Raw genomic sequence first — 20,547 nt, forward strand, 5'->3', positions numbered from 1 at the left:
AATTTACTCCACAGAAAGTTTCAGGTGTTGTTTATCGATTTTTCCATTAATGGTTTTCGGTATAGCATCAAAACCACGATAGCGAATAGGTCGCATATAAAATGGCAATGACTCCTTCGCCAATTTATGTAGCTGTTCAATAACATCGGCTTTATTGCCAGATGAAGCAAAACAACAAACCAGATGATGACCCAGGGTTTCTGAATGAGACGTTATGACGGAAATGTCGATAATAGATTCATGCCTTGCCAGCACAGACTCAATCTCACCAATTTCGATGCGATAACCATTTATTTTAACCTGCTGATCGCAGCGCCCCATATAAACTAACTTACCTGCGAAATCATATTGAACAAGATCCCCTGTACAATAATACCGCTCGGTAATGTTATTTTTTTCAGCCAAAATAAATTTACCATTGGTATCATTATTCTGGTTTAGGTAACCCGGAGTGACTTGCGGGCCACAGAGAAGCAATTCGCCATAGCCAGGTTGCTGATTACTTTCATCAAGAGGTCGAATGATGTAATCGAATCCAGGTAATAATTCACCGATAATTGACTCTGAGCGTTCCAGATCATCATCACTGATAATATGCCAACTTGAATGAACAGTTGTTTCGGTAATGCCGTACATATTGACCAGTAAAGGAGACGTCAGCCCAATATGCTGCTGCCATTGTTTTAGCATCTGAAAATTAAGTCTTTCGCCACCAAAAACAACAAACCGTAAAACCAATGACCCCTTCGGGAATTGACAGAGCCAGGGGGCATTAACGGAAAAAGCGCCCGGCGTCTGGTTAAGTAAAGTAATTTTTTGATCGTGAATGAGCTGAGCCAGCTTACCTGGGGTCAATCGTGTTTCATTATCTGGAATGACAAGCTTTCCACCATAAGCTAAAACTGACCACATTTCCCATACTGAAAAATCAAAAGCATAGGAATGAAAAAGCACAGTGGAATCATCTTCGTTGAACTTAAATACAGGCTCCGTTGCACGAAAGAGAGCACGCAAATTAGCATGGGTGATCGGAACACCTTTCGGGTTACCTGTCGTACCCGAAGTATAGATAATATATGCCAGCCCTTCCGGAACGGCCGCATTCAGTACTGAATCCGCAATAACAGATACCGACAGCATTTGGTATAGGCTTTTTGCCTGAAAGTCGGCAAAGTTTGAATGACCGCTCTCATTGATAATCATACAAGGCTGAGAATCATTCAGTATCAGACTATTGCGCGCTACTGGCGCATTACGGTCTAGCGGTACATAAGCAGCGCCAATGAACTGAACCGCCAGAATTGAGGCGATTAACCCGGCGCCTGGTGGCAGTTCTATTGCAATCCGGTCACCAGCGTGAACACCTTCATCCTTCAGGACCTGAACAATCCTGAGCATCCAGTCTCTAAGCTCGCCGTAGCTGATCTCATGGTTGGGATCTTTTACCGCAACCTTCTGTGGAAATTTCCAGGATACAGCCCAAAAAAGCGCAATTTGAGTTAACGCATCATGTGCCTGTGAATCAATGATTCTCATACAATACCCTCCTGTTCGGAATAAAAGTACAATAAGAAATAAAAGCGAACAAATGTTTTTTTATTGTTAATATCGAATTTTAATTTAAGTTATTGTTAAGTAATAATAAATAAATATTAAGCCTGTGATGTCAGCGTGATGATGTGAAAAAACTGTTCGTTTTAATGCATGGTCTCGGGCGATTGAATCCGCGTTCGCTCGCGGCGATCTACGTGTCAATCATGATAAACACCGTCATGGCGACGTGGATGCGGGAGGATGAACTGAGTTTGAAAGGAAAAAGGTTGGTACTAACGATAGCTCTGGCAGGAGGGGCATGATCCTAAGGGCGTGCTATTACCGGCGGCAGTGTGATTTGTTTGTATGTAATTAATTGTGTTGGTGATTTTTATTTTTGCACGAAAGGGAAGGGGCAAAAAGGGTGACGATAGAGTTGATAGAGAAGAAGTTTTTGTATCTGTATGATATTTAAGATCATTGTTTGGAGGTGAGATTTTGCATGTTGGTTGAGGCTTCAGTGGAGGTTGCGTACTGGTCGTTCGCTTCCAGAAGTGAGCGTTTCTGTCGAATAATTCACTCTTTTGATTTTTCCGGCCTGTAGACCATGCTCATTTAATACACGCAAAAAACAATAACGCCATCTGTAGCCGAAGGCGATACAGGTAGATGGCCTCTGATATATCTCATGATGTCCCTTAATAATAAGAGAATATCATGCTTGAACTTCGTCCTAAGTGAGAATGCTGTGATAAAGCTCTGCCACCTGAATCAAAAGGGGCATATATCTGTTCATTCGAATGCCCATTTTGCGTCGATTGCGTGACCCAACGGCTTAAGGGTCATTGCCCGAACTGGGGAGGGGAACTGGTGCGACGTCCAATACGCCCCGAAGCATCCCCCATGCGATACCCAGTATCCAGTCAGCGTCTCTATAAACAGTAAAGAGCAGATGTTGGCGATATGTTTAAATCCGCACTACAAAAAATTCCCGTAACCAGCAAGTTCAATCCTTACGGGCGTCATGATTGATAAGACGTGTGCGGCACACTTCCAGAATTTCATCAGCAAGAGCGGAATTATCCGGGCAGGCTCGGGATAGTACCAGGGCACCAACAAGATGTGCCATGGTATCTATCAGGTCTGCGCGCGTTTCATGTTCATTTTCTAAAACTGCCAACTGACGTTCAATTCCGGCCGCAAACGTCTCCCTGATTGATTCAGACTGCCGGGCTGTATCAGCACCAAGTGCCGACATCACGCAGCCCTTTCCCATATCATCGCGATGGGGTCGGGAGAGGTAATATTCAATAAATTTTTCCCGGTCCACACCTGCCGTGCTTTCTGCAGAACGCGTAAAACCGCAGGTCATTGCCTCCGCCATCAGATCAGCCTTAGAGCCAAAGTGCTTATAGAAACCGCCGTGGGTTAACCCTGCCGCTGACATCAGTTCCGCAACGCCCACGCCGTCAAAACCGCGTTCACGAAAAAGTTTTGATGCCGTTTCAACAATGCGCATCCGATTTTCCCGGACCTGCTCTTTTGACACTTTCATGCTTTCTGCCCTTCCGAAAATAGGCGTTAAGTATACATTGATGATGGTCATAATCAAACTGGTTGACTTTATAGATGATGATCATCATCATTAAATTAACCTTTGACCGACCGCTTAGCAGGCAAATAAACATGACGAACGAATTACTGTTTCAACCTTATGATCTCGGGCCAATAACGCTTGCCAACCATATCGTGATGGCACCCTTAACACGTAACCGGGCCGGAGCGGGTCTGGTACCCAGCGATCTGGCGGCGACCTACTACACCCAGCGAGCTACTGCTGGGTTGCTGATTACTGAAGCTACGCAGATCTCCGCCCAGGCGCAGGGCTATCAGGATACGCCGGGTATCTATACACAGGCTCAAATCGATGGTTGGCGCAAAGTGACTGATGCGGTGCATGCCAACGGTGGGCGCATTTTTGTGCAGTTATGGCACGTAGGACGAATTTCGCATGTCGATTTACAGCCTGGTGGCGCGGCGCCGGTCGCCCCGTCCGCCATCCGTGCCGAGACTAAGACCTTTGTGAACAACGGTTTTTCTGATGTCTCTGAACCACGTGCGATCGAGCTGCAGGAAATACCGGGGATTATTGACGATTTCAGAAAGGCATCGGCCAATGCCATTACCGCCGGGTTTGACGGCGTTGAAATCCACGGTGCGAATGGTTATCTGCTGGAACAATTCCTGAAAGATGGCGCAAACCAGCGTACTGATGAATACGGCGGCTCTGTTGAAAATCGTGCGCGCCTGCTGCTGGAAGTCACGGCGGCCATAAAGGATGAGATCGGCGCAGAACGCACTGGCGTACGCATTTCACCGGTTTCACCTGCTAATGCGATTTCGTGCAGTGATCCGCAGCCACAATATGACTACCTCGCTGAACAACTCGATGCATTAGGTATTGTGTACCTCCACGTGGTTGAAGGTGCTACGGGCGGCCCGCGTGATGTATCACCGTTCGATTATGACGCCCTGCGGCGACGCTTTAAAAACACCTGGATCGGCAACAATGGCTATGACCTGGCGCTGGCGTCCACGCAACTTGCGCAGGGCAAAGCCGAGCTGTTCGCGTTTGGTCGCCCGTTCATCTCCAATCCGGATCTGGTCGAAAGGCTGAAGACGGGCGCGCCTCTGGCCCCACTCAATCCTGAAACACTTTATGGCGGTGGCGCCGCGGGATATACCGATTACCCGTCGCTGACTGAGACCAGCAAGTAAAGCCCTACATACATCGCACATTGCGGATTTTGTTTACACATTAATAGAGAAGAGCCACTTATGACTAAAGCTTCAGTTCTCATCACAGGCGCATCCACGGGTATTGGTGCTGTTTACGCTGAACGGTTTGCCCGCCGGGGCCACGACCTTGTTCTTGTTGCACGTGACAAAGCGAAGTTAGAAATACTGGCTGCGCGTCTGCGACAGGAAAATGGCATTTCTGTCGATGTTTTGCCTGCCGACCTCACGCAAACGAGCGATTTAGCCCGGGTCGAAGCTCGCCTGCGTGAAGACACGCAGATTGGCATTCTTATCAATAATGCGGGTATCGCGCAGTCCGGCAGTTTTACAGAGCAGACGCCTGAATCGATAGAAAGCCTTATAGCGCTTAACGTCACCGCCCTGACGAGGCTTGCCAGTGCCGTGGCGCCACGGTTTGTGCAGGCGGGTGAAGGCTCAATCGTTAATATCAGTTCCGTCGTAGGCCTGGCCCCGGAATTTGCCATGACGGTTTACGGCGCAACCAAAGCCTTTGTGCTTTTCCTGTCTCAGGGAATGAATGTAGAGCTGTCGTCTAAGGGCATTTATATCCAGGCGGTGCTCCCTGCCGGCACTTACACGGAAATCTGGGATCGTGCGGGTATCGATATCAGTAACTCGGCAAAATTCATGGAAGTGGGCGAGTTGGTGGATGCCGCACTGGTTGGCTTTGATCGCCGTGAGCTCGTCACCATCCCGCCGTTACATAATGCTGCACGCTGGAACACCCTCGATGCTTCGCGTCAGGCTCTGCTCTCAGACATCAAACAAGATGAAGCTGCCGAACGATATAAAGCACTTTAGTCAATGAGGCGCACTCTGCAGAACGGTCTTTTAGCTGTTCTGCAGAGAAGTAAACCCGACATAAATCCCTTACAGCGTTTCCTCTCAGCAGCGATGAGAAACCTCAAACAAATCATCAAGGCCTTATTCAGCATGACAAAAAAACGTGTAGCACTGGTTACCGGTGCGTCCTCAGGTATCGGCGAAGCGTCGGCTATTAAACTTTTAGCGGCGGGGTATACGGTTTATGGCACAAGCCGGCGTGGCTCCCAGGCGGGAAAGCATCCGTTTCCGTTACTGACGCTTGATGTGACAGACGACGCTTCTGTCGGGGCCGCCATTGAGGAGTTGTTGCGTCTGGAGGGGCGGATAGATCTGCTGGTGAACAATGCAGGCTTTGGGATCGCTCCGGCGGCTGCGGAAGAAAGTTCTGTCGAACAGGCCAGGCATATGTTCGACACCAACTTTTTGGGTATCGTCAGGTTGACCCGGGCTGTGATCCCGCATATGCGCCGCCAGGGCAGTGGGCGCATTATTAACATCGGCTCAATACTTGGGGTCGTTCCGTTTCCGTATGTGGCACTTTATGCTGCCAGCAAGTATGCAGTCGAGGGGTATACGGGGGCACTGGATCATGAATTGCGCACGCAGGGTATCCGGGTTTCTGTCATCGAACCTGCTTACATGAAAACACAGTTTGAAGCCAATAATATAGAGCCGGATGCCCGGCTTGAAGAGTATGACCAGATCCGGGCTAAGCTGGCGAAAGTGCTTAGCAAGGCAATGGCCGAAGCGGAAAGCCCGGAGGTCGTGGGTGACGTAGTGGTTAAAGCGGCTCAGACTTTACATCCGAAGGTGCGCTACACGGCGGGAACGCTGGCCGGTAAATTGAATTTTATTCTCAGATTCGCGCCTGCAGCATTCCTGGATAAGGTGGTGCGCAAAAGTCTTCAACTGGATGCGAAAGAATAAAAAATGAAATTTTCTCAGTTGGCTATTCTGACCTCTGTGTTGTTTTTCATCCTGGCCTTGATATGGATGTTTTTCCCGGAACAGCTTTTAACCCAGTGGGGAATTGAGCCGACGGCGGGTACCCGCGTGATTTGTCGTCGCTCGGCCGCATTTTTTATGGGAGTGGGGGTCATGTGTTTACTGGCCAGAAATGCCCAACTTTCCCCGGCCCGTTATGCTCTGGCCGCCGGTATCAGCACCATATCGATTATTTCAGCCGTGCTGGGCCTCGCTGAATGGTGCGAAGCGCATGTTAGCGGGCAGATCCTTTTTGCCGTGTTTATCGAGCTGTTCCTGGGGATAGCCTTTTTACTCAGCAACAGGGCGGTTAAGAAAAATTTCACTGGCAAACACCACAGGGTAAACAATAAATGAAGACCAGAACGATGAAAGCCTTTACGTTTAAACGTTATGGTAAATCCCCTGAGCTGGGATTCGATGACGTGGATTATCCTTCTCCCGGTGCTGATGAAATCCTGGTGAAGGTCTACGCGGTTGGCCTTAACCCGATTGACAACATGATCCCAACCGGCATGTTTAAGCCGGTATTGCATTTTAAGCTCCCTGCGACGCTGGGCAGTGATTTGGCCGGGGTCGTTGTTGCCGTGGGGGCTCGTGTGACCCGTTTTATCCCGGGTGACGAAATTTTTGCCAGTATTTTCGATACGGGAATTGGCTCCCTTGCCGAATTTGCACGGGTCCCTGAGAGCGCTGCGGCCCTGAAACCCGCAAATCTGAGTTTCGTAGAGGCGGCTTCGTTACCGATGGTGAGCCTCACATCCTGGCAGGCGCTGACAGAACGTGCTGGGCTCAGGCCTGGTCAGAACGTTTTTATACCCGCAGGCTCCGGGGGGATTGGCAGTTTTGCCATCCAGTTGGCGAAGCACCTGGGCGCAAGCGTGGGAACGACAACGAGTACAGAGAATGTCGACTGGGTAAGCCGTCTTGGGGCCGATGAGGTGATTGATTATAAAAAGCAGGAATTCGAAAACGAACTCAGTGGCTACGATATCGTTCTGGGCACCCTCAGGGGAGATGTGATTGAAAAATCCACCCACATTCTTAAGCCTGGCGGAAAGATTATTTCTCTCATCGGGCCGTTAGATGCCGCGTTCGCACGGGTCCGGGGATTGAACTTCTTACTGCGTTTTGTGCTCGGGCTGATGAGCCGCAAGATTATACGTCTTACGAAAAAACAGGGCCTGGCCTATTCATTTCTCTTCGTTCGACCTGATGGCGCTCAATTAACTCAAATAAGCAAGCTCATAGAAGCGGAACACATCATCCCTGTGATAGATAAGGTTTTTCCCTTTGCAGTGACAAAGGATGCTCTTGACTATCTTGCCGGGGGACATGCGAAGGGCAAAGTTGTCGTTAAGATGCAAAAGTAACAACAACTGCAATTTGCATCTGCCTACGAGAAGAGACAATCGCTAAAGTCTGTTGCCTCACGAACTAAATCCGCTGCCTCATGAAAGAGGTGCGGCATGTCCGCTGTTTGTTCACAGCGGACCTTTAGCTCAGGTAGCTTGTCCGCTTAGTGCCAGGAGCGGGTATTAAGGGAACAAGCGCATCAGCAATTAAAGACATGCCTCGGAAACTGCATAGCTATCCTCAAACATGCGAAAGCGTGTAATAAGACCATTTTCGATAAACATGTCGAGTACAAATTCGGTTTCAATCATCTTCTGTGTTTTTTTTACGCGTGATGCTAACTCACCGATAGCGACCAGATGCTTATCTTTGATAAGTATATCTTTGAGTTCAAAATGTTCTGACACAAGGTGCGTCCGGATTTGCGCATAGAATTCTGCGACACCTTTTCTGCCGTGTTTACGACCAACCCAGGGAACTACCTGAGTATTTCCAGCAACCAGCCAGTCTACGTTTTCACTCACCAGTGCAGCTATCTCATTTACATCTTCAGCTGTGGCTATACGATGAAAAAAATCTTCCGCTACTGCCTGGGGTGTTTGGGTTGTCATAGCGTGTTAATCCTGGTAAGAGTTATTGAGGATTATCAGATTAATAGATTGGCTTAAATATCGCCTTATCATGCGGTGCTGTTTGATAAAGGTATTGAGAGCCGTTGGTACGTTATTCGGACTACCTCTGACGCAGAAATGCCTTCAGTGCACTCCTCGCTCAAAGCTGCCCGTCAACGTGAGCTGGCTCCCCTATCACAACTCAGATGTATAAAAAATCACCTTAACGTACAATAATTTTCGATATCCAAACTGACCCTATATGCTGTGAAGAGATGTAGTCAGTCGTATCTGTGGGCCATAGCTTTGAGCTCGCGACGGAACACATGGTTGTCACTGTTCTGCGTCGCATAGGCGAAGTAAACCCTGTGTTGAGACCCCCTTTTTTAAGGGTTGTTACCTGCGCATCAAGCATGGCCATCATGGGTGTTATACCTCCGCCACCGAAACGCATGACGATCGGCTGCGTGCCGTCATCCAGAACGAAATTGCCCGCGGGCGGCCCTACCTTGATGATATCTCCCTTTTCACAATGGTCGTGGAACAGCCGGGGCATCAACTCGCAATCTTCTCGCTTGTCGTCCCGATAACCGGCAGCGCGGCACTGGCATGCCAGATCTCTTCTGGCACCACGTCTACGATACGCTCGGCACCTTCGAACGACTTAATGCGTTCGGGGTTCCAGTCGATGGAACCGTGCCCCGTAAGCACTATTGCCTCACCCGTTTCGAAATCCGGAACGAACAGGCCGACCCGGCCGTCGCTCTCAATGTTGCCTAGTGTATTGAAAAAGCGATTGCCGGAAAAATCGGGAAAGGAGAGCGTGCCGTCTCCGTTGATACTGAGAAATCCCGGACGCCCCCCTCGGTGTGATGCATCGACTCCGGCGCTTCCACCATCCAGTGGTCCAGCCGCGCGGGAGGCGATAAAAAACGTGTCAGCGGCCTCAATAATCCGACGAACTTCCGGATCAGTTATGTTGCCGCGCCGGCGGCTCACAGCTGACGGCTCGTCCTGGCCAGGGGGCAGATGTCGGGTCCGAATGTATTGCGGACAGTTTCCGAAGCACTGGTCGACCAGGATGGTCATTTCACCAGTCGAGGCGTGTTGTATCCGGCCATTCAGTCGATTGCGGCGTCTGCTGGCCAGATCAATCCCAAGCATGCCAACACTGGCGCCGGGTGACCGATCCAGGCCGAGTTCATACGAAAGAACCGGGTCTCGATGAATTTCGAGTGTATCCGGGGTGGGGGAAACCAGGAAACCTCGTGGCCCGAGAGCCGGAACACACCATGGCCGGCCAGTTGAATCGAGCAGCCCCAGAAACAGCATCTGAAGACTCTCAAAGAAGTCACGATGTTGCTGAGGCATCTTTGAGCGCACAAAGCCTTCTGACTGCTTAAGCCACTCAACTGAAACTTCGGCACGCGCCTGCACTGCACGTTCACCGTCATGGAAGACACTGCGTGCCTGTTGCATGGGGCCCCTCCCGGGATTATTTACCGTTGCTGGAAGACCAGAACCCGCTACGATGAAGCGAAATATTTGCTGGCACCTGAAGCGCGAAAGTCGCCTTTACCTAAGGCATAAAAAGCCTGTTTAATATTTCATGGCGTGAAACGGACAATTTCATATCCCATAACTGAATTTAATTCCGGCAAATGAGTAGCTCACCTCTGCGGCTGAGCAATATAACTAACAGTGCGGCGACCACCAGGGCAATCGCCGCCAGGAACTTCACTCTGATAAAGCATCACGGCAATGCCCCGGCACAGGACGCCAGAAATCACTCAACCAGGGTAATAAAATTCAATTCGTATACCACTTGGCTCATAGCACATCATGTGCATGGACGGCCCTTCGCGAATCAAAGTAGGTTCGAACTCAATTTCGACCTGATGTGCCTTCAACACCTCAAGAATCTCATACAGGCCGTCTTTGGTTTCTACCCGCAAAGCCAGGTGATGGAGTCCGACATTGTTTTTGCGATTGAACTGAACAGGCTCCTCTGTTTGCGTTTTCCAGAGTGTGAGTGTTAGTGCTTCGTCTTTCACAAAGATGGCCGGATAGTCTTCGCGTCGTTTGACTTCCTGCCAGCCCAGTAAATCAGTGAAGAACGCCGCGCTCTCTTCAAGATTTGATACGGCTAAGCCAATATGTTGTACACCATGAGTCACTGCCATCGTTCCTGTCCTCTTTCTGAAAGGCTTTGTTCAGGGATGATTGCCCTTCGACAAGCATGCCCGCGGTATGTGAAATCTGCTTTTACGTCCGGACAGCCACGCCCTGTGTAAAAAACATAATGTTTTCCGGTTTTTGTTTTAAGCGTTCCCATTCACCATTACTGCCCGCGCGGCCTCAGAGCCGCTAAGCTTCAGAAGGGAGTCACTCCGCCTGACGGACATGGCGGTCAAGAAACTCCCGAACGTCATCACCTATCTCTTTCGCATGCGTTTCAAGCGCGAAGTGACCGGTGTCATAGAAGTGTATCTCGGCTTCCGGGATATCGCGTTTCCAGGCTTCGGCACCTGTGGCCATGAAAAACGGATCGTGTTTTCCCCAGACCGCCAGCAAAGGTGGTTGATATTCCCTGAAATACTGCTGAAACAGAGGGTACATCTTCACGTTCGAGGCATAATCCAGCAGCAGGTCCAGCTGGATCTCCGCATTGCCCGGACGTAATACCTGCATGCCTTCAAGCGAATAGCCATCAGGAGAAACCAGACTCGGATCGGCTACACCTTCCAGGTACTGCCACTTGATTGATGCCGGCGTCGGAAAATCACTCAGCGCACTGCGGTTCTCGGGGGTAGGGTCGCGCCAATACTTCTGGATAGGTGCCCAGGCCTCTCCCAGTCCCTCTTCGTAAGCATTGCCGTTCTGGGAAATGATGGCGGTAATCCGCTGAGGATGCGTCAGCGCAAGACGCCATCCGACGGGTGCACCGTAGTCGTGAACCATCATGGCATAGGCGTCGAGGCCGAGCGCTTCAGTGAACTGGTCAATGGTCTCAGCCAGTTGGTCAAAGGTATACGCGTAGTCACCCCGATCTGGCGCCTCGGTAAAACCAAAGGCCGGCAAGTCTGGCGCTACCAGATGATAACGATCTGCCAGCAGGGCAATAAGGTCACGGAACATAAATGATGAACCCGCGAAACCGTGCAGCATTAGCAGGACAGGCGATGCCGGATCGCCGGCTTCACGGTAAAAAACGTTAACGCTGCCCACCTGTTGATAGCGGTAATGAATCTGCGCGGCCGCCGTGGCAGGCGCTTTATCTGCAGGTGATGATGCGAAATGAGAAGACATAACAGTGAACCTCATGTAACCATTAAAGTGCTTTATTGAAGGTTACATATAATTCTGGTAACCTGTCAAAATTATTTATTAGGTTACGGGTGTGTATGGAAATCAAAAAACTTTCTTCTCCGCCTCTCTTCCTCGCCGATAACCTCGCACTGGACTTCATCAATAGTGAGTACGGGACGGGTGACAACAGACATGATTGCTTTGATGACGCCCGAAGCGTTATCGACTGGCTGGAAACGACGGGCCTTGTGCTGAAAGGAACTGTGGCTCCGCCTGAATTACTGGCAGAGGCTCGCCAACTCCGCGATGCCGCCCGGGCAGTCGTGCATGCCGCGATGAAGTCGTGTGAGGCAGACCTGACGGTGATTAACAGAATATTTGAAAAAGGGCGTCCTGAGACACGGCTGACATGGGATCAAGATACGCAGCGCTATCGTGTGGATGTTCGTTCAGATACGGAAAGCCCCGCGGGCCTACTGTGGCCCGTTGCCGACGCGCTTATAAAACTCGTCACGGATGACAAATTCGAATACGTACGACAGTGTGAGGGCCACAATTGTATTTTACTGTTTCACGATTTAAGCAAATCCCATCGACGCCGCTGGTGCAGCATGGCCACCTGCGGCAATCGTATGAAAGTGGCCGCATTTCGAAACAGGAAAGATTCATAGCAATCCAGACCGCACTTTTAAAAGTGCGGCTTCGGGACATGCACGCAAGAACATACCGCGTCCGGGTGTGCGGACGCATTAAACTCTGCGCATATTAAACGGGTACAACGTGAACGGGATTATCCTGAGTACTCGGCGCTATGTGATATCCCCGATGCCATTAAATGGTGGGTACAAGCTGAAAGAACCCGGCGAGCGCACCAGTATGATTCTCGACAGACTGCAAATGAAGCGAGCTGTCAGGGAGAGCCTGGTTTTACCAGGCAAAACTCAGGTAAAAACCATCGTTCAGAGTTAAACGGCAGCGCAGCTTAACACAGCCCTGTTCTACAGGATTTATATCCGCCTTTCCCAATCTGTACCCCCACCCTGAATACTCTGTTTATCCCTGCCAACGTTTTCTTTTCAGAAAACCACTTCGTTGTGAAAATTTTATTTATTCTCTATTAATTGATTTAAAAGAACTTTTTAAATCATTACCCCACCCGGAACAAAACAATCGCTTGACCTGGTAGAATGATCGTTCTACCTTTAACGCATGAACAAGAAGCCAAGTAATACACGAGAAAAAATCCTCACTACCGCTGAGCAGCTCATCTATCAGAACGGCATCCACGCCATGGGCATGGACCTTCTGGTGAAGACCTCAGGCGTAGCAAGGAAAAGTATTTATCGCCATTTCGCGAACAAGGAGGACGTGGCGTCGGCCGCGTTGAATGAGCGTGACGAACGGTGGATGCAGTGGTTCAGAACCGAGTCTGATAAAGGCGAGACGCCTCAGGATCGCATTCTGAACATGTTTACTGTTCTGAAAAGCTGGTTTGAGTCTGAAGGCTTCCGGGGCTGTGCCTTTATCAACACAGCCGGAGAGGTGGGAGACCCGGACGATCCTGTTCGCCTGATAGCGAAAATGCATAAGCAAAAACTGCTTGATTATACGCTCGAGCTCAGCGTGCAGCTGAACACAGAACACCCTGCAGCTCTGGCCAGACAACTGCTGATTTTGGTGGAGGGGGCTATCACCATGACATACGTGATGGGCGACCGGAACGCCGCTGACGACGCGCGGGACGTTGCAAAAGTTTTGCTGGAGCGGGTCTCAGCCGGGGCCTGAGTAACGAATATTTTTATTGCCTATAAACCGAAATTAAGAGGAATTTAACCATGACCAATGCACAAGTCCGTCCGCCGCTCCCGCCATTTACACTGGAAACTGCTATCGAGAAAGTTCGTCTGGCTGAGGATGGCTGGAATACCCGCGACGCTGCAAAAGTCGCACTGGCTTATTCGCTGGACACCAAATGGCGTAACCGTGCGGAGTTCGCGAATAATCGTGAAGAAGCCGAAGGGTTCCTCGCCCGTAAGTGGAAAAAAGAGCTCGAATACCGCCTCATCAAAGAGCTGTGGGCGTTTGGCGGAAACCGAATTGCTGTCCGTTACGCTTACGAATGGCGGGATGACTCAGGTAACTGGTTCCGCTCTTACGGCAACGAAAACTGGGAGTTTGAGGCCGATGGCCTAATGAAACGTCGCTTCGCATGTATCAATGACATGCCCATCAAAGAAAGCGAGCGCAAATTCTTCTGGCCGCTGGGACGTCGTCCTGACGATCATCCGAGCCTCTCTGACCTGGGTCTGTAATTCATTGAGTTATGACGCGCAAGTCCCGCGGTTACTGTCCCGGCGGGGGCTGGGTTCTGGGCGATTTTGCTACCCACGAACATCTCGTTCGTAACCTGGTGAGTGAGTCAGGTGCAGCAGCCGTCTTTGTCAACTATACACCATCACCGGAAGCGCATTTCCCGGTTGCGATTAATCAGGCCTATGCGGCAACTCGCTGGGTTGCCGAAATTGGCGTAGACGGCACCCGCTACAACGGGTTAATTCATGATTACGGTCTGCTGAACGCGCTGAGCGACGTGCCTGCCGTGTGGACCGCGCTTGGTCAGGCCGCCTATGAACTGAAAGAACACCTGAAATAACCGCCAACTGACTGGCCGGTTTCATCGGGCGGTCCTTTTTTACCCTCTGCCTGTTGTCCGGATCGGGATGCGAATTTTTGGAACCGGACCATTCAACATTTTCATATATCCCCCGTTAAGCGTGCGACCTGTTACTTATCGGGGGCTTTTTTCGACTCAGTAATAACGATAAACGGTCACTGGCGCGGCATGTCGTTTCGCTGCAGGTAACGAAGTCATATACCTGTCTGGCGGTAGCGTGACTCGAGTTTGTCGAGAAAAGTGAATAATGCTCTGTTCATTTCGCTGTAGTCGTGGCTCCGTAATTCTTCTGGTGTCTGAACGAATCGATATTCTGCTGCCCGACGCAAATCCCGCTCGGAATGCGCGATCAGCAATTCGACAAGAGCCAGTGTAAGCTCCATATGGCACTGAAACCCGTAGACCAGCTCAGAATAAGCAACTATCTGGCGCGGGCATCCTTCGCTCCAGGCGATGATCTCCGCCTCGGGCGTAAGTCCCGGCATGTCGTTATGCCAGTGCCCGACATCAAGCTTATTACCGAAGTGAGAAAACAGCGGGTTCTGCTCGCTTTCTGCAGTCATAAAAACGGGGAACTTGCCGATCTCTTTTTCCGGGCTGTGCGCGAAGTGTGCACCCAGTGCTTCCCCAATCAGTTGAGCGCCCAGGCAGACGCCGATGACGGCTTTACCCAGTTGTACTGCAGAGGCAATAAGTGCCTGTTCTGCTCTGGAGTCAAAATGTGCACATTCATCAGGCATGACGGATGGATCCTGCGGCCCCCCCATGACTACCAGCAGATCGATATTCCGTGCATCTTCAGGAAGTTTCTGACCTGCATAAACGCGAGAGAAGGTTACCTCATGGCCACGAATCATGGCCCAGGTTTCAAACGCGCCGGGTGCTTCAAAATGTTCATGCACAATAAAATGTACTCGCATAGGCTTATATCCTTCAGAGTCTTGTTAAGTAATAAGTCAGGCGCACATCACCCCCTGCGAAATACCGGTCGGGTAACGCCAGTCGGAACATGATAGACGTGAGGTTTGATTCTGAAATGTCAGTAAGCATCGATAAAGCGCCAAGGCACGATGACTCAACAGGCTGGTCAGCGACGGCCATTTCCTACCGGCGTGGGGAAGAGGATCCCCCTCATTATCACCTGGAAGGGCAACTTTTATACGCCAGCAGTGGCGTTCTGCTGGTTGAGGCCGTAGGCAGGCGGTGGGTTATTCCCCCTCAGCGGGCGCTCTGGCTCCCACCGTTGATGGAACACTCATACAGACTTCTGTCGCGTACGGAGCTGCGCGCCGTTTACTTCAGCGGCAGCCTGATTTCTGAGTGCGCACATTTCGCGAAGAATGACCGGGTACACGTGATCGACGTGGTCCCGCTGGTAAAGGAATTAATCGCTGGCCTGTTTATAAATGATTACCACACGCTGACGAAGCGAAAAATGGCGCTTTTACTTCTGGAAATTATCGGCGAGGCGCCATCCGTACCCGCAGAATTACCGATGCCGCAGGATGACCGGTTATTACGTGCTGCAGGAGAGCTGATGCTCAGCCATCGCTGGGAAACCTCGTTGACCGATATGGCTGACATAGCAAACATGTCGGAAAGGTCTTTCTCCCGCCTGTTTTCACGTGATACGGGGTTCAGCTTCCGGACATGGAAGCAGCGTGCAAGAATATACGCATCACTGGATCTTCTTTCTGAAAACGTACCTGTTAAACAGATTGCCTGGCGGCTTGGTTTTTCATCACCGGCCGCATTTTCTGCTGCGTTTCGTGCCGTTATGGGGCTGACACCCGGTGAGTTTTGACGGAGGCTCAGTCGGGGAACGGTGATATATCGGGTATTAACGCTATCCGGCACAGTGTCGATGCTGACACCACGATTATCAGGTGTTAAATGAGAAAGAGGCGGAACACACCGCGACTGAAAACACAGGCAGCCCGGCTCTTCAGTCGCCGGGCTGAATTCTGAAAGGATCAGAAAGGCTTGGTCGGCAGGTACTTGCCGTCCAGGGTGATTACCGCACGATGGCCACCATCCGGATCATCAACTTTCTTGATGTCGAGTTTGAAGTTAATGGCGCTGATGATGCCGTCGCCGAACTTCTCATGCACCAGAGCCTTAAGGGTAGGCCCGTAAACTGACATCATCTCGTAGAAACGGTAGATTGTCGGATCTGTCGGGATGCCATCGGTAAAGCTGCCGCGGACAGGCACCGACTGCAACAGTTTAACTTCATCAGCATTCAGGTCGAGCTTCTTGCCAACCACTACGGCTGCGTCGGCGGGCAACGGATGCTGACCGAGCAGGGCTGCGGTAACAAAGGCCTCCGACAAACCTGTGCCATCAACGATTTCGGCGAAGGAGAGCTCCTTGCGGGCCTTAGCCAGAATAATGGTTTCGGTGAGTGCCTGACGCGCGGCCTGAGTGACTTGAGTCTGGATCATGGTCTTTTCTCCTGGTAGGTAAGGGGTTCAGGCAACATGCCTGGCCTGTGAGGAAACGGCGTTAACTTCTGGATTTTCAGCAAGGGACAGGAAGGTGCCGGTTGTGCCATCAAAAGCATCAATGCGACCGCTCTCAATGTCATAGATCCAGCCGTGCAGCGTTACCCGGCCTTCTTCAAGCGCCAGGCGAACGGATGGGTGGGTCTGGATATTAGCCAGCTGAGCGATGACGTTTTCGCGCACCATAGCCGCGATTTTGGCTGACTGATCGGAATGCTGCCGGGCTTCATTCACCACACGGGCTGAATCGGCATAGCGCAACCAGCTCGATACGGCGGGCATATGGTCAAGGCATTTGCAGGTGGCAACGGCAGTCATGGCGCCACAGTCAGAGTGGCCGCAAATCACGATGTCATTCACCTGCAGCGCGGCAACCGCATATTCGACAGAGGCTGAAACGCCGCCCGGTTCCGGACCATAAGACGGCACAATATTACCGGCGTTGCGGATCACAAATAAATCGCCAGGTTCGCGCTGGGTAACCAGTTCAGGCACCAGGCGGCTGTCGGAGCAGGAAATAAACAAAGCTCTTGGGCTCTGCTGGTTAGCCAAACTTTTGAACAGCTTGACCCGCTCAGGGAAGGCGTTTTCCTGGAACTTCAGAAAACCTTCGATAATCTCTTTCATGGTTGCAGTCTCAGTGTCGGTTGTATGTGACAAAGAGTAGGTAACCTCTGGTATAAGGTAAAAGTCTAAATTATTATGAGGTAATTCAGATAATCTTATGGAGTGAATGATGCTTGCCCGGCATATACGGTATTTTCAGGCGGTTGCTGAACATCTCAGTTTCACCAAAGCTGCAGCGGCGCTGCACGTCTCTCAGCCAGCTCTCTCGCAACTGGTGAAGCAGCTGGAGGAAGAGCTTGGCACCCAGTTGTTCGATCGGTCTGGACGTACAACACGGCTGACTGATACCGGGCAGGCTTACCTTCAGTATGTGCGCCGCGCTTCTCATGAGTTACGGGAAGCCACGCGCGCAATCCATGACGTGATCGATCTCAGCCGTGGTTCGCTTCGCGTGGCCGTGACGCCTACCTTCACAACGTATCTTGTCGGGCCGCTGGTTGAGGCATTTCATCTTCGCTATCCAGATATCACCCTCAACGTGCGGGAAATTTCACAGGAGAGCATTGAAGACCAGCTTCAGGAAGGCGAGCTGGATCTGGGGATAGCTTTCGGCGAAGTAAATTGCCCGGATATAGATGTCATACCGTTGCTGGATGAGATACTTGCCCTGGTGGTCAACACCGGGCATCCACTGGCGAAGGAAAAATCTGCCGGACTGCAGGCTCTGAACACGGAGTCCCTTGTATTACTCAGCAAAGAGTTCGCTACCCGCGAACAGATTGACAGCTACTGCCGTAAACACGGCATTCATCCAAAGGTAATGATGGAAGCTAACGCTCTCGGAGCGGTAATAGAAATTGTTCGCAGGACATCTTTATCCACGCTGTTGCCCGCCAGAACCGCCCTGGCCCAGGAAAATCTGGTGGCGATCGCGCTCGAACCCGAGCGCCTGACGCGCACCGCGGTTCTCATGCGGCGAAGGGATGCTTATCAGAGTTTTGCTGCCCAGGCATTTACTGAACTGGCTGTAGAAGTATCCGCTCAGTTGAACGGGTAACCACCCTTATGGTAGTGACTAAAGGAGACGGGGCTGACCCCGTCCGGGCAGCTGGGTATCGGTAAGAGTTCCTGGGGCGAATTGTGGTATTGCAGTTCCGAATATGGAAAAGGCCGCCCGATGGGCGACGTTTTCCGGCGCTTCCCTGTACGACCATTCCTTATTTGTGAAGCTTAGCGATCATGTGCACGATGTCATGGTTGCTGGCCTCAGTAATGGTGTACTGAGTTCCCTGTTGCTGAGCCTGCGGACTATGCCAAACTGGGATCTCAGACTAAAGGTAGCGTAACCATCACCTCCAGCCCGCCGCCTTCCCGGCTGTTGACGCTGAGATCCCCGCCATGATGCCGGGCAATCTGGTGCGCGATGGCTAATCCCAGCCCGGAACCGTTATGCCGGGCGGCAGTACCAGCTCCGCGATGGAAGGGCTTGATAATCAGCAATAAATCCTGCTCTGAAACACCTGGGCCGTCATCGCGAACCGCAATTTTAACGACATTATGTTCCCGCCAGCTGGCGACCTCTAATCCAGTCCGACCATATTTGGCTGCGTTTTGCATCAGGTTTGTCAGCAGGCGCATCACACTGACGGGGCGGAAAAGGAATACCGGCAGTGGGGTAAGATTCAGGCTAAAGTTCTGTCCCAACCCAGTAAAATCATGTGCCAGCTCGGTAATCATCTGGTTGATATCACCGGGCTGAGTTAACTCCGTGGCACTGCCACGGGCATAATCAATAAATTGCTGAAGAATGTTATCAACGTCATCAAAATAACGGCCAAAATCGTCCAGGGTGGCTTTTCCCTGCTCACGCATTGCCAGCGACAGCCTCAGCTTGGTCAGTGGCGTTCGCAGATCGTGAGAAATACCGGCCAGCATCTGTGCCCGGGTGTTCTCCATTTCAGCCAGACCATCCAGCATGCGATTAAACGTCAGGCTGACCGTCTTGATTTCAGTCGGCCCTTCTGGCAATAAGGGACGCGGCCATCCTCCCTTTCCGACGTCGGCGGCGGCCCGAGCCAGTGATGTCAATGGCCGGTTGATGCGCCGTTGCAGGGCATAAGCGGTAAGCAATGCCATCAGGGACAAAACGACTGACAGCAAAATCGCACTTATCAGACCGGAAAGCGGGTTCGAAGGCTCCACGGCCAGCGCGATCCAGTACGGCTGCCCGGCGGTATTCACCTCCACCCATAATTTGTTCCCAGGTGGTTGTTCCAGGCGCAACTGAATGCCCGCCGGAAGTTTCTGATACAGGCTATCAAGAAAGACTTTTAGATAATAACGACGATAGAACCCGTCCAGCCCCAGCGAGGGTATTTCTATGGAATGCTGCGGTGGCTGAGTCACGCCCGGCATCACCTGCACATAGCGATCACGATCCCCGGCTGGCACCGTTGCCAGCAGCTTATCGAGCATCACGATCTGCGAGGCAATCAGCGAAGCTGCGTCGTTAACCCGGGGCTTCTGGACAAAGACCAGGAACACCGCCAGCGTGGTGAATTGCGTCAATGTAACCAGCAATATCAACAGGACACTGTTGCGTGCCAGCAGGGAGCGGGGCCAGAATTTTTTCACGTTTCGCTATCTACAATCAGCATGTAACCCATGCCCCAGACGGTCTTCAGCCAGCGAGGTTCCGAAGGTTGTACTTCAAGTTGCTGGCGCAGGCGTAAAATCTGCACATCGACGCTTCGGTTCAGCGCTTCATACTCACGTCCTCTGGCGCGACTCAGCAGATTCTCCCGGCTGATCGGCCGGTTAGGCGTGGTAGCCAGCGCAATCAACAAACTCATTTCGGCGGAATTCAGTGTCAGAAGCTGATCTTCGCGGTAAAGCGTCTGACGGGTGATATCCAGGCGGTAAGGACCAAAACAGACCTCTCCCAAACCGCTAAGCATTTCATCACGCTGCAACGCCTGCCGCCGGAAGATTGCTTTAATACGTGCCACCAACTCCTGCGGCAGGAAAGGCTTGGCGAGATAGTCATCAGCGCCAGTTTCCAGACCAATCACCCGGTCTATCGGGTCACCGCGCGCAGTGAGCATCAGGATAGGTAACGTGTATTTCGCTGCGCGCAGACGGCGACAAACGGACAGGCCATCTTCCGGTTCCATCATCAGATCCAGCACCAGCAGATCAAAAGGTTCACGCTGCAAATACCGGTTTAGTCGGGCGCTGTTTTCCGCCGTTCTGACTTCAAATCCCTGAATGCTTAAATAACGTTGCAGCATGCTGCGCAGCTCATTTTCATCGTCCAGAACGAGGATTTTCTTCGCCTTATACACGGGTTTCGCGTCACTCATAA

21 protein-coding genes and 2 pseudogenes are annotated in these 20,547 nt (G+C 51.3%); 12 read left to right on the forward strand and 11 right to left on the reverse strand.

Translation table 11 applies throughout. The annotated features are described in order from the left end of the window. Positions 1–3: 3 nt before the first annotated feature. On the reverse strand, positions 4–1,536 hold the full coding sequence (locus tag BM427_RS13375; protein ID WP_090122231.1) for an amino acid adenylation domain-containing protein: 1,533 nt from the start codon (positions 1,534–1,536) through the stop codon (positions 4–6). 714 nt (positions 1,537–2,250) lie between these two features. Here BM427_RS13375 and BM427_RS13380 point away from each other — a divergent pair. Continuing rightward, a pseudogene (locus BM427_RS13380) lies at positions 2,251–2,478 on the forward strand (DUF1272 domain-containing protein). A 61-nt stretch (positions 2,479–2,539) separates the two neighbouring features. On the opposite strand, the gene BM427_RS13385 reads toward BM427_RS13380, so the two are convergent. Beyond that, positions 2,540–3,088 (reverse strand): TetR/AcrR family transcriptional regulator, encoded by a 549-nt coding sequence (locus tag BM427_RS13385; protein WP_090122233.1) that lies wholly within the window; start codon positions 3,086–3,088, stop codon positions 2,540–2,542. A gap of 131 nt (positions 3,089–3,219) precedes the next feature. Here BM427_RS13385 and BM427_RS13390 point away from each other — a divergent pair, with 131 nt between their 5' ends. The 5 genes from BM427_RS13390 to BM427_RS13410 all read left to right on the forward strand — a co-directional run bounded on the left by BM427_RS13390 (position 3,220) and on the right by BM427_RS13410 (position 7,535). Beyond that, on the forward strand, positions 3,220–4,311 hold the full coding sequence (locus BM427_RS13390; protein ID WP_090122234.1) for an alkene reductase: 1,092 nt from the start codon (positions 3,220–3,222) through the stop codon (positions 4,309–4,311). A 60-nt stretch (positions 4,312–4,371) separates the two neighbouring features. Further along, positions 4,372–5,154 (forward strand): SDR family NAD(P)-dependent oxidoreductase, encoded by a 783-nt coding sequence (locus tag BM427_RS13395; protein WP_090122236.1) that lies wholly within the window; start codon positions 4,372–4,374, stop codon positions 5,152–5,154. Positions 5,155–5,286: 132 nt separating this feature from the next. Next, the gene (locus BM427_RS13400) at positions 5,287–6,105 is read left to right on the forward strand and encodes an oxidoreductase (protein WP_090122763.1); all 819 of its coding nucleotides are present in this window, start codon (positions 5,287–5,289) and stop codon (positions 6,103–6,105) included. 3 nt (positions 6,106–6,108) lie between these two features. Continuing rightward, positions 6,109–6,519, forward strand: coding sequence for a hypothetical protein (locus BM427_RS13405; protein ID WP_090122238.1), 411 nt, complete (start codon positions 6,109–6,111; stop codon positions 6,517–6,519). Further along, positions 6,516–7,535: an NADP-dependent oxidoreductase gene (locus tag BM427_RS13410; protein ID WP_090122240.1), complete on the forward strand. Its 1,020-nt coding sequence runs from the start codon at positions 6,516–6,518 to the stop codon at positions 7,533–7,535. Before BM427_RS13405 ends, BM427_RS13410 begins: the two co-directional genes overlap by 4 nt. Positions 7,536–7,724: 189 nt before the next feature. On the opposite strand, the gene BM427_RS13415 is transcribed toward BM427_RS13410, so the two are convergent. The 4 genes from BM427_RS13415 to BM427_RS13435 form a co-directional block, all read right to left on the reverse strand. Beyond that, entirely contained in the window at positions 7,725–8,129 is a 405-nt protein-coding gene (locus tag BM427_RS13415; RefSeq protein WP_090122242.1) for a nuclear transport factor 2 family protein, read from the reverse strand. 555 nt (positions 8,130–8,684) lie between these two features. After that, positions 8,685–9,608, reverse strand: a complete 924-nt coding sequence (locus BM427_RS13425; RefSeq protein ID WP_090122245.1) for a pyridoxamine 5'-phosphate oxidase family protein — start codon at positions 9,606–9,608, stop codon at positions 8,685–8,687. Positions 9,609–9,919: 311 nt separating this feature from the next. After that, positions 9,920–10,312, reverse strand: coding sequence for a VOC family protein (locus BM427_RS13430; protein ID WP_090122248.1), 393 nt, complete (start codon positions 10,310–10,312; stop codon positions 9,920–9,922). Positions 10,313–10,514: 202 nt separating this feature from the next. Next, entirely contained in the window at positions 10,515–11,438 is a 924-nt protein-coding gene (locus BM427_RS13435; protein ID WP_090122250.1) for an alpha/beta fold hydrolase, read from the reverse strand. Positions 11,439–11,533: 95 nt separating this feature from the next. On the opposite strand from BM427_RS13435, the gene BM427_RS13440 reads away from it, so the two are divergent. The 4 genes and pseudogenes from BM427_RS13440 to BM427_RS26515 form a co-directional block, all read left to right on the forward strand. Then, positions 11,534–12,109 (forward strand): CGNR zinc finger domain-containing protein, encoded by a 576-nt coding sequence (locus tag BM427_RS13440; RefSeq protein ID WP_090122251.1) that lies wholly within the window; start codon positions 11,534–11,536, stop codon positions 12,107–12,109. Between the two features lie 538 nt (positions 12,110–12,647). Beyond that, complete coding sequence (locus BM427_RS13445) at positions 12,648–13,223, forward strand: TetR/AcrR family transcriptional regulator (RefSeq protein ID WP_090122253.1); 576 nt, start codon at positions 12,648–12,650, stop codon at positions 13,221–13,223. 50 nt (positions 13,224–13,273) lie between these two features. Further along, entirely contained in the window at positions 13,274–13,750 is a 477-nt protein-coding gene (locus BM427_RS13450) for a nuclear transport factor 2 family protein (protein WP_042392797.1), read from the forward strand. Between the two features lie 41 nt (positions 13,751–13,791). Further along, positions 13,792–13,980, forward strand: a pseudogene (locus tag BM427_RS26515) (alpha/beta hydrolase fold domain-containing protein); the annotation flags it as partial. Between the two features lie 326 nt (positions 13,981–14,306). Here the strand turns inward: BM427_RS26515 and BM427_RS13460 are convergent. Further along, entirely contained in the window at positions 14,307–15,032 is a 726-nt protein-coding gene (locus tag BM427_RS13460) for a type 1 glutamine amidotransferase (protein WP_090122255.1), read from the reverse strand. Positions 15,033–15,148: 116 nt separating this feature from the next. On the opposite strand from BM427_RS13460, the gene BM427_RS13465 reads away from it, so the two are divergent. Then, positions 15,149–15,916 (forward strand): AraC family transcriptional regulator, encoded by a 768-nt coding sequence (locus tag BM427_RS13465; protein ID WP_090122256.1) that lies wholly within the window; start codon positions 15,149–15,151, stop codon positions 15,914–15,916. Positions 15,917–16,085: 169 nt separating this feature from the next. Here BM427_RS13465 and cynS read toward each other — a convergent pair whose 3' ends face one another. Beyond that, positions 16,086–16,556, reverse strand: a complete 471-nt coding sequence (cynS, locus tag BM427_RS13470) for a cyanase (protein WP_090122258.1) — start codon at positions 16,554–16,556, stop codon at positions 16,086–16,088. A gap of 27 nt (positions 16,557–16,583) precedes the next feature. Then, positions 16,584–17,243, reverse strand: a complete 660-nt coding sequence (locus BM427_RS13475; RefSeq protein ID WP_090122259.1) for a carbonic anhydrase — start codon at positions 17,241–17,243, stop codon at positions 16,584–16,586. A gap of 109 nt (positions 17,244–17,352) precedes the next feature. Here BM427_RS13475 and cynR point away from each other — a divergent pair, with 109 nt between their 5' ends. Continuing rightward, a complete protein-coding gene (gene cynR, locus BM427_RS13480; RefSeq protein ID WP_090122261.1) occupies positions 17,353–18,240 on the forward strand; it encodes a transcriptional regulator CynR in 888 nt (295 codons plus the stop codon). A 269-nt stretch (positions 18,241–18,509) separates the two neighbouring features. On the opposite strand, the gene BM427_RS13485 is transcribed toward cynR, so the two are convergent. Then, positions 18,510–19,817: an ATP-binding protein gene (locus BM427_RS13485; protein WP_090122262.1), complete on the reverse strand. Its 1,308-nt coding sequence runs from the start codon at positions 19,815–19,817 to the stop codon at positions 18,510–18,512. Next, entirely contained in the window at positions 19,814–20,545 is a 732-nt protein-coding gene (locus BM427_RS13490) for a response regulator (protein WP_208809152.1), read from the reverse strand. Before BM427_RS13490 ends, BM427_RS13485 begins: the two co-directional genes overlap by 4 nt. Between the last annotated feature and the right edge of the window lie 2 nt (positions 20,546–20,547).

Source organism: Kosakonia arachidis, from assembly GCF_900116535.1.
GTDB lineage: Bacteria > Pseudomonadota > Gammaproteobacteria > Enterobacterales > Enterobacteriaceae > Kosakonia > Kosakonia arachidis.

Bases quoted from the DNA above. Each gene is read 5' to 3' on its own strand.
- BM427_RS13375 (WP_090122231.1), bottom strand. From the start codon at position 1,536: ATGAGAATCATTGATTCACAGGCACATGATGCGTTAACTCAAATTGCG.
- BM427_RS13385 (WP_090122233.1), bottom strand. From the start codon at position 3,088: ATGAAAGTGTCAAAAGAGCAGGTCCGGGAAAATCGGATGCGCATTGTT.
- BM427_RS13390 (WP_090122234.1), top strand. From the start codon at position 3,220: ATGACGAACGAATTACTGTTTCAACCTTATGATCTCGGGCCAATAACG.
- BM427_RS13395 (WP_090122236.1), top strand. From the start codon at position 4,372: ATGACTAAAGCTTCAGTTCTCATCACAGGCGCATCCACGGGTATTGGT.
- BM427_RS13400 (WP_090122763.1), top strand. From the start codon at position 5,287: ATGACAAAAAAACGTGTAGCACTGGTTACCGGTGCGTCCTCAGGTATC.
- BM427_RS13405 (WP_090122238.1), top strand. From the start codon at position 6,109: ATGAAATTTTCTCAGTTGGCTATTCTGACCTCTGTGTTGTTTTTCATC.
- BM427_RS13410 (WP_090122240.1), top strand. From the start codon at position 6,516: ATGAAGACCAGAACGATGAAAGCCTTTACGTTTAAACGTTATGGTAAA.
- BM427_RS13415 (WP_090122242.1), bottom strand. From the start codon at position 8,129: ATGACAACCCAAACACCCCAGGCAGTAGCGGAAGATTTTTTTCATCGT.
- BM427_RS13425 (WP_090122245.1), bottom strand. From the start codon at position 9,608: ATGCAACAGGCACGCAGTGTCTTCCATGACGGTGAACGTGCAGTGCAG.
- BM427_RS13430 (WP_090122248.1), bottom strand. From the start codon at position 10,312: ATGGCAGTGACTCATGGTGTACAACATATTGGCTTAGCCGTATCAAAT.
- BM427_RS13435 (WP_090122250.1), bottom strand. From the start codon at position 11,438: ATGTCTTCTCATTTCGCATCATCACCTGCAGATAAAGCGCCTGCCACG.
- BM427_RS13440 (WP_090122251.1), top strand. From the start codon at position 11,534: ATGGAAATCAAAAAACTTTCTTCTCCGCCTCTCTTCCTCGCCGATAAC.
- BM427_RS13445 (WP_090122253.1), top strand. From the start codon at position 12,648: ATGAACAAGAAGCCAAGTAATACACGAGAAAAAATCCTCACTACCGCT.
- BM427_RS13450 (WP_042392797.1), top strand. From the start codon at position 13,274: ATGACCAATGCACAAGTCCGTCCGCCGCTCCCGCCATTTACACTGGAA.
- BM427_RS13460 (WP_090122255.1), bottom strand. From the start codon at position 15,032: ATGCGAGTACATTTTATTGTGCATGAACATTTTGAAGCACCCGGCGCG.
- BM427_RS13465 (WP_090122256.1), top strand. From the start codon at position 15,149: ATGTCAGTAAGCATCGATAAAGCGCCAAGGCACGATGACTCAACAGGC.
- cynS (WP_090122258.1), bottom strand. From the start codon at position 16,556: ATGATCCAGACTCAAGTCACTCAGGCCGCGCGTCAGGCACTCACCGAA.
- BM427_RS13475 (WP_090122259.1), bottom strand. From the start codon at position 17,243: ATGAAAGAGATTATCGAAGGTTTTCTGAAGTTCCAGGAAAACGCCTTC.
- cynR (WP_090122261.1), top strand. From the start codon at position 17,353: ATGCTTGCCCGGCATATACGGTATTTTCAGGCGGTTGCTGAACATCTC.
- BM427_RS13490 (WP_208809152.1), bottom strand. From the start codon at position 20,545: ATGAGTGACGCGAAACCCGTGTATAAGGCGAAGAAAATCCTCGTTCTG.